Here is a 14,664-nt window from a genome sequence, read left to right as displayed (position 1 = left end):
CTATATATTTAAAGTTTTTGAGACATTCTGATCGACCTTTATATTGGTAGAAGGAACCCCTAAAATTTCTTCGTAAATATAATCTACTTGCTTTTGTAAGACCTCACCCTGGTTCTCTTTTGAATAAAAGATGTCCAATACGCGTTTTCGATCTTCGGCGTATAAACTAGGCTCCTCCATCGATCGCTCTAATTCTGCAATAAACTCGGAGAATTCATTTACCTTTGGTCCAGGCGTAACATCAAAATAATTAAAATACATTTCATTCGATTTCTGCAAATAAAGGCTTAAATCATAACTGTAAAAGAGTACCGGCCTATCTAGTAGCAAATAATCTGTGTAACAACTTGAATAATCCGTCACTAAAACATCAGTATATTTTAGTAGAAGCTGCGGATCATACGTTTCATCACTAATATCAATAATATTTTTATAGATACTCGGCACCTGGCCACTACTATACATATGACGTTTCACGAGAAACTTATACCCTGTCCGCTCGCACAGCTCATTTAACTTTTGAAAATCAAAGACTAAATTAATATCTGTTTCCAATTTGCCAAAATTCCGATGTGTTGGCATGTACATAATAATTTTTTCATTGCGAATCCATTCAGGAATAGCCAAATCTTCTTCAGTGTCTTTGAAAAAAACATCGTTCCGAACTTGTCCAAGTTGAAGCACATTTTTTTTCGGGACTAAAAATGTCTCTGGGTAATAGGACGACACGGCTTCACTCGTCGATACAATATAGTTTGTTTTTGCTTGATTCGTCTTTACTACAAAAGTTCCGAAGAAACGCTTTAAAAAGCTGGGATTATGCAAAATTTTATACGAGAATGTCTTCTTATTCGCTCCCCATACCTTTTTTAATCCAACCCCATGCCATGTATTGTAGGAAATAGCTCCCCCTAAGAAAGACTTACTAAAGTCATCATTAATCGAATGTGAATGGATGACTAACTTAGCACGTAGTTGGAAGTAGATCCCTTTTAGAGAATGATGTTTATAAGCCTGATATCCTTGTTTGTTTAATTCTGTAACGACCCGATTGCTTCGGGATATCCAGACACAACGCAAATTGGAATTTTTGGCCATCTCTAAAAATAAGTATTTCGTATTCCCTCTGAACCCATTACCATTTTCTCCGCCAAATACAACGAGATTACGAGATTTAGGTACTAGTTTTGAAAGAAAGTGAACTGTGACTACTAATGTTCGTTTAGCAATCAACCTGCATTTTTTTATTAGTTTTCCATTAACTGAAATTAAGATAAGTAACAAAAGGATAATTTGGATCATCTCTATTAATTTTCCGTTCATGCTTACCGCCTCATATGTTGATAGTATTATTAATTAATTTGTTCGGTCGGCTGCGGGACCGGTGTTTTCGTTACTTGCTTTCTCACAACTATATTCTGACCGTCGAGACAGACACCATCATCAGATAAAAGTCGATTCACGACTTCCCCGACATGTTCCGGTTGCATAATTGTCGTTGGATCTTCATCAGGAGCCAATACTTTCCTTAGTTCTGTCGCACATCTTCCAGGTGAGATGCAATAAACGAGAATTCCGTATTCTGATAATTCTTCAGACAATGTCTGAGACATATTGATAATCGCTGCTTTTGAAGAAGCATAGGCAAGCCAGCCTGGGCGTGCTGTACTCCCCGCAGTAGATGCCACATTTAAAATTTGACCGCCTGTTCTTTTCATGAACTTAACTGTTTCTTTCGTCATATTAAAAATAGAATGGACATTGATTTGATATGTTTTTTCCCAATCTTCAACAGATGTCTCAAGAAGTGACTTTGGATTCGCGTACCCCGCAACATTAATAAGCATATCGATCGTCCCAAAGCGTGTCCCAATACTTTGAACGACATCTCTTGCAACATCGTAATCTGTTAAATCGATCGCATAACTTTCAACCTTTTTTCCCGGTTTCATTAGTTTTATAGTTTCCTTTAATCCCGCTTCTGTTCTCGAGATCAAAACAAAGTTCGTAATGTCAGCTCTTTCGCTCAAGGATATAGCAATGGCTCGTCCAATTCCTCGACTTGCTCCAGTTATAATACAAGTTTTCGTCATCATGAACCCTCCATTAAAATCGTTTCTTTATAAATAGCCTCCGCAATCTTACGATCAATCGGTTTCGTGATTTTAATATTGTATTCGCTTCCTTTTAGAATCGAAATGGAAGACTTATAATAATGGTAGTAAAGACTAGCATCCTCCGTAAACTCAAGCCCATCTTCCCGAGCGCATTCATGAGCATACAAAAGTCTCTGCTTTGGGAACTTGTGTGGTAATTGAACATTAACGAGCTGATCACGCTGCAGGTTCCCTTCAACTATTTCTTTTCCTTGTAATACAGTAAAGGGAATATCCAACCCATAGATGGCGCTTTCACATTCTGCATGAATTAACCTAGAAAATTCTTCCCTTGAAACAAAAGGTCGAACCGCTTCATGTATAACTGCTTGATCATAATTTGCATGTTGCAAACCTTTAAAAACAGACTCCTGTCTCGTTTCCCCACCCTCTATACAGTGGATAGGTGTTGTAAACCCGTAATCTTGAATAATTTCTTCCGTTTTCAATAGAAACTCAGGTGGACAAGGAATAATGATTTCCATAATTTCCGGAATCACATCCACCTTTTCCAACACATGAATAAAAATGGGCTTCCCCGCTAGTAATAAAAACTGTTTCGGAACGTTCAACTGCATTCGCTTACCAATCCCGCCGGATAGCAGGATGAGAGAGAATCTTTTCATGAAGACCTCCTGATTGTATAGGTTAAGGGTTATAGGTATTATTATACTATTATTTATTTCGCAAGAATACATGATATTCTGACTAGTTATTTTAGACTAGTCGCGAAAACTTGTCAATATTGTCAAATATGTGTCAAAAAATAATACTTCACATGTATTTGCGTCGAATCTACTCGAATCCTTTAAAGAAAGAGGCTGGGACATAACTAGCTTCAAATAATGAGAAAGGAGTATTTGAGTACGCCCCTTTCTCTATTTTTGGGTATAAATCATAGTGGTTAGCAGTGAACTTTCTTAAATTCACTACTAACGCAAAGCCCATTTCGTTTTAACCCTCGATTTTCCTCGTACGGAAAATCGAGTGAAACGCAAACTTGCCTTCAAGAATCCAAAAACTGGTTCTACCTCAATTTTGCGCTGACGATAGATGGAACCCGTTTTTTCATCTGAAAGCTTTGTTTTTACATATTCTTTTTGTTGTTCCCATTTCTCGTTCACCATTAGCTTTCGATGGTTTTCTTCTTTCGCTTTCGTGCACGATGAACGAAACTGGTCGTCCTGAACAGTTTTCGCATTCGGATACCTTAAATTCACGCGTGAAGCCAGTTTTTTTCTGTGCGGACAGAGTGATATTTGAATAGGAGACGTTGCTGATTCGGACATGTATACACATCATTTTCCTGATCATACTGCCAGATTGCAGAATTGAACTTGGTCTGTTGGTATTTCCTCTTTTGTTCTTTTATGTACATCCGTACGTAATTAAAGCCTCTCGTTTACGATTCGAGGGAAAGTCACCATCGTTCTGTTCACTACCGTATCCTGCGTCTGCGACAATATGCTTCGGTAATTCACAAAATAGTCCTGCTCGATTACATCTGGGAAAGGGATCAATGTAGGTGTGTCTGTCGGATTCGGAGATAGACTATAAGCGCGTGCGAATTGACCTTTGGTTGCAACTTGCACATTGTAACCGTGCTTTCAATTGGCCATTTTTCATATAGTCATCTTTCATCCGCATAAATGTGGCGTCATGATCCGTTTTCGAATAACTATTTCGCGTGCCGAATATTTCAAATTCCTTCTGATACTTCTGTTTTCGGACGACGAAATCGATTAGTGTTTTGCGTGCCTGTTTTGGAAATTTCCTTTCACTTCTCAACGTTTTTCGTTCTTTGGCGTCCGGTGATTCTTCGACTTTTTGATCATATACCGAAACCACTTCGTCCACTTTTCGAGCCACTTGAGTGAGTTCATCCAGTGTGAATTCTTCTTCACTCTCCCGTTCGATTTCTGGCATGATTTCCTTTTCAAGTAGTTCCTCGTAAAGTTGATTGGATTTCTCTACTAAGCTGGAATGATATTTCTCTACAGATTTCTTCCACACAAATGTAAATTTATTCGCGTTCGCTTCAATCTTTGTGCCGTCAATAAAAATCACTTCTTGATCAATCATATTTTCTTGCACAAGCTGACAGCGGAATTGAACAAAACATTAGCGAATTAGCTCTTTCACTTCTGATTGTACACGGAATCGATTGATTGTGCGGTAGCTAGGGGGAGGTTCATACCCTTGAGCCAGCCACATCATTCGGATACTGTCTTTCAATAAGGCTTCAATTTTGCGCCCCGAGAAGACAGATTGCGTGTAGCCGCATAAGATAATTTTAAGCATCATGCGTGGGTGGTAAGCAGGACAACCCTCATTTCGAAGAAATGCTTCGAACGCTTCATGAGGAATGCTTTCAACCAAATGATAGATATGAAATGCGATGTCATTATTTTGTAATTTTACTTCTAAATCCAAAGGCAAAGTTAGTTGATTCATGTTATAATCTTTAAACATAAGGACCCTTCTTTCCGATAAGATTTGGTGTGGTAACTTTATTTTATCAGAAGTGGTCCTTATGTTTATTCGAAAATAATTAAAGCCGGTGAAATTTTACTCGTCGTAAAATTTCACCGGCTTTTTCATCTCAGAGAGAGGGTTTGTCCCAGCCTCCAATATATTATTCGATCTCGACTTCTTTCGTATCTTTACGAACTATTTTTCCGTCTTTATCTTTTATGTAGGACCTTACCTTATACAAACCTGGTTCTTTAGCGGAGTAAGAAAAGTGAGCATCTTTTCCGTATGCAAATTTTTCGAGAACCTCATTGTCTTTAAATACGTAATATGCATACCTTAATTGATCTCCTTCTGCAGTAGTAACAACGTTAAAATTAGAGTCGTCTACTATTTCAATTGTGAGATCTAAAATTTCAGGTTCGCTTTTCGAAGTGTTAGCGGGACTGCATCCAGTTGCTATAACAAAAAGGCTAGCAATAATTAGGACTATTATTTTCTTCACAAAAATTCCTCCTAAATTTTATATAACGCATTATAACACGTATGCTCATAAATTTTCTTTTTTTATACTAAAATGGTAACTTAGTAGTGTTTACTATATCAATTGGTGTGATGTATTTTTTATTGTGGGGAGGATGTTTATGATTAACGAAGCAAAAGAACAGGTGCTAACCTTTGAACCTTATAAGGAGTTTGGCATTGACGAAGATGTAAGATTAGTTATTTATAATGAAATTAAAAAGGAATTCTCTCATTTGATAGTTATAAAAGCTAAGGATAAATGTGAGCTGCCAGTATCCCAATTAGAAAGTCATATAAGATACACATATAAATATCAAGTTAAGGTAAATAAAAAGTGGACAGATAAAGTAAAATATAAAGCACTTAGAGTAGAGAAACTGACTACCAAAGGCATTAAATATTTGTTTTATCCTGTTGAATCAAGCGACTACTTAATTGTTGGATTCCAAGGCATTAGTAGAACTCCAGGTTATAATTATATCAGATCTCTAAAAGACGTAAAAGTTAATCGTCTCTATATAAAGGATGATTATGGATCGGATCAAGATACACGAACATCCTATTATCTAGGGCCAAACAAAACATTTTCAATAGCTGATAATGTGTTAAAACTAATTGAAGATGTAAGAATTTCTCGAGGGATTAGGAAAGAAAATGTACTCTGTATTGGTTCTAGTAAAGGAGGATTTGCTTCCTTATATTTTACATATAGAGGTAAATACGGGGGTGCAATAGTAGGTGGTCCCCAAACGCTTTTAGGCGATTATTTATCAGCTGGTAGGCTGGACGTGGATAAACCCAACTCCATTTTAAGGCCCATTTTTAAGTATTTAGCTGGAGATCTCACTGAAGAAAATATTAAGTGGTTAAATTCAGTGTTGTTTGATGCTGTTAAAGAAAGTGAACACGAACCAAATGTAATGATTCATGTAGGTAAAGGTGAACCGCATTATAAAAATCATGTGCTACCTTTTATGGAATTCACAAAAGAGCTAAATTTAAAAAATATTAGTTTAGATTTAGGAGATTATGAAAAACATGATGAGTTAGTTCAACACTTTCCGTCATTGTTAAAGGAAAATATATTGAAGGTAATACAATAATAATACCTAAAAAATATTAGTGAAGAGAACGTCATAAAAGGCGTTCTTTTTCTTTTGGTCAATAATCTATTAGGGAGGGATATAATGGCAGATATTAATAGTTATCTAATAAAAGCAATAGATGGACCTGCACCCAACATAAACTGTTTGGTCAGAGGTCTTTGAGTTTACAGAAGGCTCAAATGGAGCATTACACACAAAGATTGTGGATACAAGGTAAGTCCATGTTCGGATTAATAATAGCATAATGCTAAAACAGGTTAAAACTGAAAATTCACTAGTATTACCGTTTAGGGTTATTATTGCTGGCAAGCAGTAGCAGGTTATATATTGAATGGAAGTCCGGATGTTAACGAAGACTGAATATTCCCGAGAAACTACTAGGCTTAAACTAGAGAACTTGCCCCTGTTTATACGACTGCAAAGTAATGAAACTTTGAGCTTTATCCATTGGAATCTTAAGTGCTACTCCCTTCATTTGTTGGGTAACAGCTTCAGCCTTTTCCCACTGAAACAACTGCCGGGGGTGGAACACTAATGCAATCGCTGGAAGCAAGATTTCAATTCTGACCAATCTTTCCATTTCGCTTCTTCCTTTATTCTCACAAAAAGGACTACCCAACAGCTTAGTGTCAGATAGTCCTTAACCTTATTTCCTTTTCGCATACAACTTTGCGCTTTCTTGCGCAACATACAACCCTACTGCTTGATTCTCTCTCCAAGCACCTGGAAATTCAGACAATGGCGGATTAGTTTGATTTACCCACTTTGAAATTTCAGGAGTAAAACCAGGACGTTTATGGGCTTGAATAAACCAATCTGTATAGCCACCTCCTGAAGGAATGCCCACAGGTTTATAGAGACTGTAGCCTGTCATTTTGCTAATCACTTGTGCTAATGCAAGGTCGCGGCCATAATCCGCTCCAGTTTGTAAGTAATTCCAATAGAGTATTTTTCCACTAGAATGATAAGCTACCGCAATTTCCGGATCGATTTTTGCTTCGAATTTTAATATTGCTTTGATTTCAGATGCACTTGCAGGACTATATCCTTTAAAGTTGGCATAACTTGGCCCTTTTGCGTTATTACGGATTGTTTTCCATCCTGCATCATATTGACGATTTAAGTCAACGCCTTTTCCGTTTGCCTTCCAACGTTTAAAGTTCGTACTTCCTTCGTTCATTTTAATTAAGGAAGCGTGAACGCTTTTTGGAAAAGCCTTTAGCCCTTCCTGTTGGAGAGTGACACCATCTGGATTCACCATTGGTACAAACCAGAGCGTTGTTTTATTTAATAGATTATAAGTATCATAGCCTTGAATCTTTTGCTTTTTATAATAGGCTTTCGCATATTGCTCCACCATGTACATATTTAAGTTGGTCGTCAACCATTCACGACCATGGTGGGAACCATTAATAAATGCCGTTGGCTTCCCTTTTCCAATGGAGATAGCATAAATATCACGGCCATATTCAGACTTACCAATGGAATGATACGTAATTAAATCTGGATAGGCACGTTGTAAAGCTTTAATGTCTTGAACCATATGATTATAGGTATAAACACGATTCGGGTTCACAATATTCGTATTTCCAATTGGCTTTGGCTTACTTAGTCCAACATCATTTTTATGAATGTAACCAGTTCGTGCTTTTCCATTAACATATACAGTTGCCTTATACCAATCACTATTATGTGGACGATATTGCAACGCACTGCCTCTTGCATAATTTTTCAGTACTTTAGAACTCTTTGCTGTACTACTATAGATATTTGTTGGGCTTCCATAAGCAAAACCTTTGATAAGGGGCGCTGTTGTCCCAGCATCTTTTGCATGGATATACCCTGTTTGAGCTTTGCCATTCACATATACAGTTACCTTGTACCACTCATTGTTGTATGGTCTGTATTGAATGGATTGCCCTATAGGATATGTCTTCCACACACTTGCACTTTTCGAAGTGTCGCTATAGACGCGTGTTGGATTTGAATAGGCAAAGCCTCTAACTAACGGAGCATTGCCGCCAACATCTTTCGTATGAATATACCCCGTTTGTTTTTTTCCATTCACAATGACCGTCACTTGGAACCAACTAGAATTATAGTATTTATACTTTAAAATTGATCCTTTTCCATAACTCTTCCACGTTTTAGCACTTTTGGAAGGACCCTGATACACCTTTGTCTTGTTAGCTTGTGCGTAGCCTGTTAAAGTAGCATTTTTACTTCCAACATCTGCTTTTGCAATATAACCTGTTTTCGCTTTTCCGTTGACCATAACGGTCGCCTTATACCAGCCAGATGTAAATGTTTTATATTTTAAAATGCTGCCTTGCTGATATGATTTCAAAGGTGCGGAGTTTGTTGAAGCAGCTGAATAAACAGGTGTAGATGCTTTTACAGCAATCCCTTGTACAATCTCCTCGTCGAAAACAGCAGTTTCTACATCACTTTTATGAATATAGCCTGTTTTTGCGGTCCCGTTTATATATACAGTCGCTTCATACCAATCCCCATTAAATGCACGATATTTTAAAACTTGACCCTTATCATACGCTTTTAATACTTTTGAACCTTTAGCCGTTTGTTCATAAATGTTTGTTTTATTAAGAGCAATCCCTTGAGCAACTGGAGCCTCATCACCAACATCATCCACTGTGATGAATCCGGACTGAGCTTTACCATTAATGATTACAGTCGCTTGATACCAATCTTCTGTTAAAGTTCGGTATTTTAAAAGTTGACCATATTTATATTTTTTAAGAACATTTGCTTGACGGTCAAGAGCATCATATACGTTGATAGGCTGCTTTAGTGCTAAACCTTCCAATTGTTCCTGCCCGGCAATTAATTTCACATCTTTATTTGAAATAAATCCTGTCTGTGGTTCACCATTCATATAAACCGTAGCTTGAAACCAATTGTCATCATATGCTTGGAATTTAAGTACATGACCTTGGCGATATGATTTTAAAGTTTTGGATTTCGTAGACAGTTCCGTATATACTGTCGTAGGTTGTTGCATTGCAACACCTTGTAATACTTCCTGTTCTTCAGTTACTGGATCATCTTGCCCTGAAGACAGAGTATTCACTTTTTCTGAAGTAGATTTTTTCTCAACAACTTTGGCCGAATCTGGCTGTTTCTCTTTATCTAGCTTTTCCTCTTCATCCTCAATTTGAGTGGATGGGCCTTCATTAAGATTGGTTTCTTCACCATGTTTTTCAGATGCAGGCTGATCCGTTTCTTCTTGCTCATTCATTTGATTACGTTGTTGACGAAATGCTTCTGCATCGTCTATCTGAACTAAATAAGCGTTAGAAACATATCCTGTTAATTCTGTCGCCTGCTCATTTTCTATCGAAGTGTACCGTATGTAAGAATACTCATCTCCTGCTTCCAATACCTCAACTTCTGTATCATCAGGAATGGTAGCCAACCATTGTTCAGCATTTTCTTCTTCGAACAAGTCAACCGTTTGTTCAGGAGACTCCGCAAATACAAACCATGTATTTGTCTCCTGCTGCGAACTATCGCTTGATTCTGTCGCTGCAACGTAAGATGGAATGAGTTGAAAGAACAATACAGCAATCATTACGTAAATACTAACTTTTAACCCTTTTATTTTTATCCCCTCCAACACTCCCCGTCAATCGGGGAAATCTAGAATGTGAGCAACGTTCTCCCTATCTATTATTCTACATAATAACAGGAAAAGTGACAGCACTTTCTTCCTTATTATACCACTTTATGGGTATTTAGCATTAGCTACCATGGGAAATCTAATTAAATATTCAACGGACAAATCCTTTAGATCTATTATTTTTTAAGCTTACGTGTTATTTTTTTAAGTTTAATATTAATTTTTTAGATTTGAGTATAATTACGCGAGATTAGCAGAAAATCTTTTACGTTTCGAAGATAATTTTTTACTTAGGAAGAAAGTTAAAAAATCCCGCATACAATGATGCAGGATTTTCTCTCTATTATTTAAAATAGTCTATGACACCATTCGTAATCCCTTCTGCCACCCGTTGTCTATATGTTGCTTGTTTTAACTTTGCAGCATCCTCGGGATGATCGATGAACCCAACCTCTACTAGCGCACTCGGAATTTTCGTCTCGCGGATCACATGGAAACTCTGCTCTTCTACTCGGCGATAAGGGCTTTCCATCGCTTGAACAATTCGATCTTGCAACAGTTCAGCCAATAATCGGCTCTTCTGTTTCTCGTATTTTCCATGCCAAAATGTTTCTATTCCTTTAGCACTCCCATTAAAGCTGTTAATGTGAATACTGACAAATAAGTTGGCTTTTGAATCATTTGCAATCTGGGATCTTCCATCCAGAGTAATATATACATCGTCAGATCTTGTCATGATGACAGTGAAGCCTTTCTTTTCTAGCTCACTTCTCGTGCGTTTAGCAAGATCTAACGTCAAATCTTTCTCAAGCAACTGACTTGTCTTCGCTCCTGGATCATGTCCTCCATGTCCAGCATCAACGACAATTAGTTTGCCTGAAACATCCATGACATCTGAATTATGAATATAACCAGATTTCCGAATTCCGTTTACATAGACAGTCGCTTCATACCAATTTTTTGTGTAAGACCGATATACTAATCCATGTCCATAAGAATATTGCTTCAAAGCCTTCGAATTTTTAGAAGCATTCGTATATACTTTTACTCGACCGTGAGCGGCAATCCCCTTTAGAGATTCTTGTTTCTGAACGATCTCCTCTACATCATTAGCATGGATATAACCTTTCTGCGCTTTGCCATTGACATAGACCGTTGCTTCATACCACTCAGACGTAAATGGTCGATACTTCAATTCATGGCCTTCGTTATAAGTTTTCCATACTTTAGCATTGGTAGAAGCCGTGGGGTACACAGGAATGGACGACTTAGCTGCAATTCCCTTTAAGACTGTCGTAGATGTGTTGACTGTTTCAACATCCTTCACAGCAATATACCCAGTATGTGCCTGGCCACTCACATAAACAGTCGCTATATGCCACTGAGAATTATAAGTACGGTATTGTAAAATATGACCTTTGGAATATGCTTTTAAGCTTTTTGATTGTGTCGATGGCGACTCATACACTTCGGTTGGACTGCTCAAAGCTACCCCTTTGATCACTTGTTGGACAATTGGACGTTCTTCTCCAACATCGGAAGCAGCTATATAACCTGTTCTAGCTTTTCCATTCAAGATCACTGTTGCTTTATACCATTGTGATGAAAAAGATTGATAAATTAAAGCTTGTCCCTGATTATAGGATTTTAAGATTTGCCCATTCTGCGTAGGAGCTGAATAAACTGAAACAGGTTGCTTCAAAGCGAAGCCGTTTAACCTTTCCTGTTCAGCTTTAATCACATCAACATCTTTAGCATTTATATAGCCAATTTGTTTTTTACCGGCAATATATACAGTTGCTTCATACCAATCTGCCGAGTATGGGCGAAACTTTAAAATCTGCCCTTGTGGATATGATTTTAAATGACTAGATGTTGTAGAAGCTTTTACATAAACATGAGTTATCTCTTGTAAAGCAACACCTTGTAAAGTCGGTAGATTGGCTGACACAGGCGCCATCATTCTTACTTGCTTTTTTGGCTCAGCCTTATGCTGAAGGATTGCGTTCTGATCAGAAGATGGCTCGGCTTGAGAAATCTCCGTAGTTTCCTCGGTTTCTTCCTTTTTAGAGATTTCTTCCTCTATTTTAGAATCCTGATCTTCCTCAATCGGGATCATTTCGCCTTCTACCTCAGGCAATTCTTCTATTTGCCCCTCATTGTCAACATCTACTGCTAAAGTGTCTCCTTCTTCGTTCTCGGAAACTTGTTCCTGAGCAGCTGCTTCTCGCTCCTTCAAAAAGTCATCCTTTTCTGAAGCCAAAACAACATTTGCTGAAGGTACGAATCCTTTCAAATTGGAATCGTCAGAAGTATATTCAATAAATGATACATCATCCATCGTTTCGAGTACTTTAACCTCTGTCCCATCTAGCAGCTCACCCAGGACAACTGTGGCAGTCTCATCCTCATAAAGCGGGATGAAGTCTTCCGAATTCTTTGAATAAATAAAAGCTGAGATATGATCATCTTGGTGAAAATCCATCTCATTCTCTGCTGCAACTCCGTGGGGTAACAGCTGTAAAGATAGTGTAAATAGAACAAGGTAGATTAGAATCTTGCTAGTTTGTCTCATTTTCTCCTCCATTTATTAATAGACATAAAAATGGCCCAAATGTGAGAAGTATAAAGTAAACTTTATACCCCCTCCCATCGGACTATATATATTTCTATTATCGAAATAAACGGCAGAACATAAATAGGTATAAATACCCATAAATGCACTATATTAAGAAAAACTAGCTTTATTTTCACATCTTCCCTTTTCTATTGAGTTTCTGACTGGTTATTGTCAGTTACGCCTTGCTCGGTTTCATGCGAACTATCAGGCGATTCCTCTACACCAGGATCGACAGGCGTTTCCAGTTCTGTTTGGACATCCTCTTCTTCATTTTCTCCTGGTGGTTCCACAGGTTTCTCTTCATTCGCACTATCTTGTTCTTGATCATTTTCATTCTTATCAGGTTGTTCTGCCGGCGGTTTAGTTTCTTTATCTGGCTTCTCTTCTGATGGAACATCGATAACCCCAGAACCTTTATCTTGGTCCCCCTTATTTTCATCTTTCTCTGCAGGTTTATTGATCACATTTTCTTGTTTGTCCTTACTTGGAGAACTAGGTTTCGAGCTTGGGGTAGTAATGTTGTCTTTAGGAACATTACTTTCTTCTCGTCCTGTCGTACTGGACCAATTATTACTCCAATTATTTGATGTTTGATTTGATGAATTTATAATTTCTGTCATTTCTATATCTTCCATTTCTGGAATATCTTCTCCTCCTTCAATATCCTCTAAATCCTTATTCTCTTCCTCATCTACAATAAACTTACTCATCTTTTCACTATCCACTTGCTTATTGACCATTAGCGCATTTGAAACAGCTCTATTTTTGGTCTTTTTCGCTACGTGAAAATGACCCTTTTTCTCATAAAAAGACATACCTAATATAAGGAATATACCGACCATAAGAATGCTGCAAAATACTACAATTTTATTACGATGCTTCAAAAATATTCCCCCATATTGTAGAAATTTATCTATTTTTTCTGATACTTAAATAATACACATCTATATAAATGAAAGATAAGATGAGAGTAGATCACTACTTAAAATGCTATATAGGAAAGTTTCAATGTCCGAAGAATAGAAAAACTTCAATAACACTAACTTAGTTTAGTTAGCCTTTTGTTTTCAGCATTGCTCCTTCATTAATAGTCTAACCGCATGTTATACCTCAAACCGTTATAGAGTTAGTAATTGTGGAAACCTTTAAGTTTCCCTCATTTTTCACAAATACTTTAACCATATACTTTCCTTTTTCCTTAAATGATAATTTGATAGTCTTATTTTTCGCATATCCAAATTTATCAATGATTTTGTTATCTTTATAAACATACCAGGCTACTTTATTTTTCATTTCAGTGGTAACTTTAAACTCATAAAGTGTGTCTTGCTTATTCTCTTCCCTATTTATCTGTTCTAAAGATATAAGTGGAAATTTCAATAGTTCTCTAATTTTCTCTTTCAACAGAGGAGGGAAATGGATCAAAACATCACTGTGTTTATCGTAACTTCCCAAATTTAATTCATATGCTATTCCTATTTCATCAAATAACTTTATCATCGGTATAACATGATTTCGATAATGATGCTCTCCTACTCCTAAATGTATAAATATGTCTGGGTTATTTTTCGTTTCACGTATCATACTTGCCATTATATTATTAAGATATTCGTGATCCTCTGCCTCGGTACCTCCACTTATAAATTCGACAACCTTTTTTCCAACTTGTTTTGCCTCTGCTTGTTCAAGAAGGTAGTCTCCTAATAAATATTGAGGAGAAGCTGAAATAACATGATCAAAGCCATATTTTATGCCGTAATATAAAGCCGCGAATCCCCCTTTACTCGAACCACTTGATATAATCTTACTAATTTCATTTTCCTTCACAATTTTACGAATAAGCGCTATAACCGATCGCTCAATAGAAAACTCTCTACTATTGCATAGATAATAAGAAGGAGCCTCACCAAAATCATCTAATATATAAAGTTTATTGCAGTCAAATTCCTCTAAAGTTCGAACATAATTATAATTAGCGGGTTTACCTTCAGCTTGAAAAGCTGAGAATACGATAACTAATCCATCTGTCTTTGTATAGGACTTTTGAAAAAGATATTTCACATCTACTTCTCCATTAAATACTTCCTCATTCTTAAAAACTGACATAATAAACCTCCATTAGTATGATTGACTATTAGTTTACCA

General features: G+C 37.0%; 10 protein-coding genes and 1 pseudogene. 1 reads left to right on the top strand and 10 read right to left on the bottom strand.

Annotated features, from left to right (window positions below):
• From BN1243_RS16390 to BN1243_RS16370, 5 genes and pseudogenes are all read right to left on the bottom strand, one after another.
• Positions 1 to 1,323 (bottom strand): CDP-glycerol glycerophosphotransferase family protein, encoded by a 1,323-nt coding sequence (locus BN1243_RS16390; protein WP_062108589.1) that lies wholly within the window; start codon positions 1,321 to 1,323, stop codon positions 1 to 3.
• Positions 1,324 to 1,352: 29 nt separating this feature from the next.
• Positions 1,353 to 2,093 (bottom strand): SDR family oxidoreductase, encoded by a 741-nt coding sequence (locus tag BN1243_RS16385; protein ID WP_062108587.1) that lies wholly within the window; start codon positions 2,091 to 2,093, stop codon positions 1,353 to 1,355.
• Positions 2,093 to 2,782: an IspD/TarI family cytidylyltransferase gene (locus tag BN1243_RS16380; RefSeq protein WP_069201794.1), complete on the bottom strand. Its 690-nt coding sequence runs from the start codon at positions 2,780 to 2,782 to the stop codon at positions 2,093 to 2,095. Before BN1243_RS16380 ends, BN1243_RS16385 begins: the two co-directional genes overlap by 1 nt.
• A 169-nt stretch (positions 2,783 to 2,951) precedes the next feature.
• A pseudogene (locus BN1243_RS16375) lies at positions 2,952 to 4,628 on the bottom strand (IS1182 family transposase).
• A 163-nt stretch (positions 4,629 to 4,791) separates the two neighbouring features.
• Complete coding sequence (locus BN1243_RS16370; RefSeq protein WP_062108585.1) at positions 4,792 to 5,133, bottom strand: triple tyrosine motif-containing protein; 342 nt, start codon at positions 5,131 to 5,133, stop codon at positions 4,792 to 4,794.
• A 139-nt stretch (positions 5,134 to 5,272) separates the two neighbouring features.
• Between BN1243_RS16370 and BN1243_RS16365 the strand changes: the two genes are divergently transcribed.
• Positions 5,273 to 6,256: a hypothetical protein gene (locus BN1243_RS16365; protein ID WP_062108583.1), complete on the top strand. Its 984-nt coding sequence runs from the start codon at positions 5,273 to 5,275 to the stop codon at positions 6,254 to 6,256.
• Positions 6,257 to 6,647: 391 nt separating this feature from the next.
• On the opposite strand, the gene BN1243_RS16360 is transcribed toward BN1243_RS16365, so the two are convergent.
• The 5 genes from BN1243_RS16360 to BN1243_RS16340 form a co-directional block, all read right to left on the bottom strand.
• Positions 6,648 to 6,839, bottom strand: coding sequence for a hypothetical protein (locus BN1243_RS16360; protein WP_062108581.1), 192 nt, complete (start codon positions 6,837 to 6,839; stop codon positions 6,648 to 6,650).
• Positions 6,840 to 6,905: 66 nt separating this feature from the next.
• Positions 6,906 to 9,896 (bottom strand): M14 family zinc carboxypeptidase, encoded by a 2,991-nt coding sequence (locus BN1243_RS22710; RefSeq protein ID WP_062108579.1) that lies wholly within the window; start codon positions 9,894 to 9,896, stop codon positions 6,906 to 6,908.
• A 346-nt stretch (positions 9,897 to 10,242) separates the two neighbouring features.
• On the bottom strand, positions 10,243 to 12,474 hold the full coding sequence (locus BN1243_RS16350; protein WP_062108577.1) for an N-acetylmuramoyl-L-alanine amidase: 2,232 nt from the start codon (positions 12,472 to 12,474) through the stop codon (positions 10,243 to 10,245).
• A gap of 191 nt (positions 12,475 to 12,665) precedes the next feature.
• Positions 12,666 to 13,403 (bottom strand): midas domain-containing protein, encoded by a 738-nt coding sequence (locus tag BN1243_RS16345; protein WP_062108575.1) that lies wholly within the window; start codon positions 13,401 to 13,403, stop codon positions 12,666 to 12,668.
• 226 nt (positions 13,404 to 13,629) lie between these two features.
• Positions 13,630 to 14,625 carry a hypothetical protein gene (locus BN1243_RS16340; RefSeq protein WP_062108573.1) on the bottom strand — a complete coding sequence of 332 codons (996 nt, stop codon included), beginning with the start codon at positions 14,623 to 14,625 and terminating at the stop codon, positions 13,630 to 13,632.
• Between the last annotated feature and the right edge of the window lie 39 nt (positions 14,626 to 14,664).

The organism is Bacillus niameyensis (genome assembly GCF_001375535.1).
GTDB lineage: Bacteria > Bacillota > Bacilli > Bacillales > Bacillaceae_C > Lederbergia > Lederbergia niameyensis.
Note: the sequence above shows the minus strand (reverse complement) of the source record. Positions and strands in the feature narration are given on the sequence as shown.

What these genes read in the sequence shown, in the direction of transcription:
- BN1243_RS16390 (WP_062108589.1), bottom strand. Translation starts at nt 1,323, where the DNA reads ATGAACGGAAAATTAATAGAGATGATCCAAATTATCCTTTTGTTACTT.
- BN1243_RS16385 (WP_062108587.1), bottom strand. Translation starts at nt 2,093, where the DNA reads ATGACGAAAACTTGTATTATAACTGGAGCAAGTCGAGGAATTGGACGA.
- BN1243_RS16380 (WP_069201794.1), bottom strand. Translation starts at nt 2,782, where the DNA reads ATGAAAAGATTCTCTCTCATCCTGCTATCCGGCGGGATTGGTAAGCGA.
- BN1243_RS16365 (WP_062108583.1), top strand. Translation starts at nt 5,273, where the DNA reads ATGATTAACGAAGCAAAAGAACAGGTGCTAACCTTTGAACCTTATAAG.
- BN1243_RS16360 (WP_062108581.1), bottom strand. Translation starts at nt 6,839, where the DNA reads ATGGAAAGATTGGTCAGAATTGAAATCTTGCTTCCAGCGATTGCATTA.
- BN1243_RS16350 (WP_062108577.1), bottom strand. Translation starts at nt 12,474, where the DNA reads ATGAGACAAACTAGCAAGATTCTAATCTACCTTGTTCTATTTACACTA.
- BN1243_RS16340 (WP_062108573.1), bottom strand. Translation starts at nt 14,625, where the DNA reads ATGTCAGTTTTTAAGAATGAGGAAGTATTTAATGGAGAAGTAGATGTG.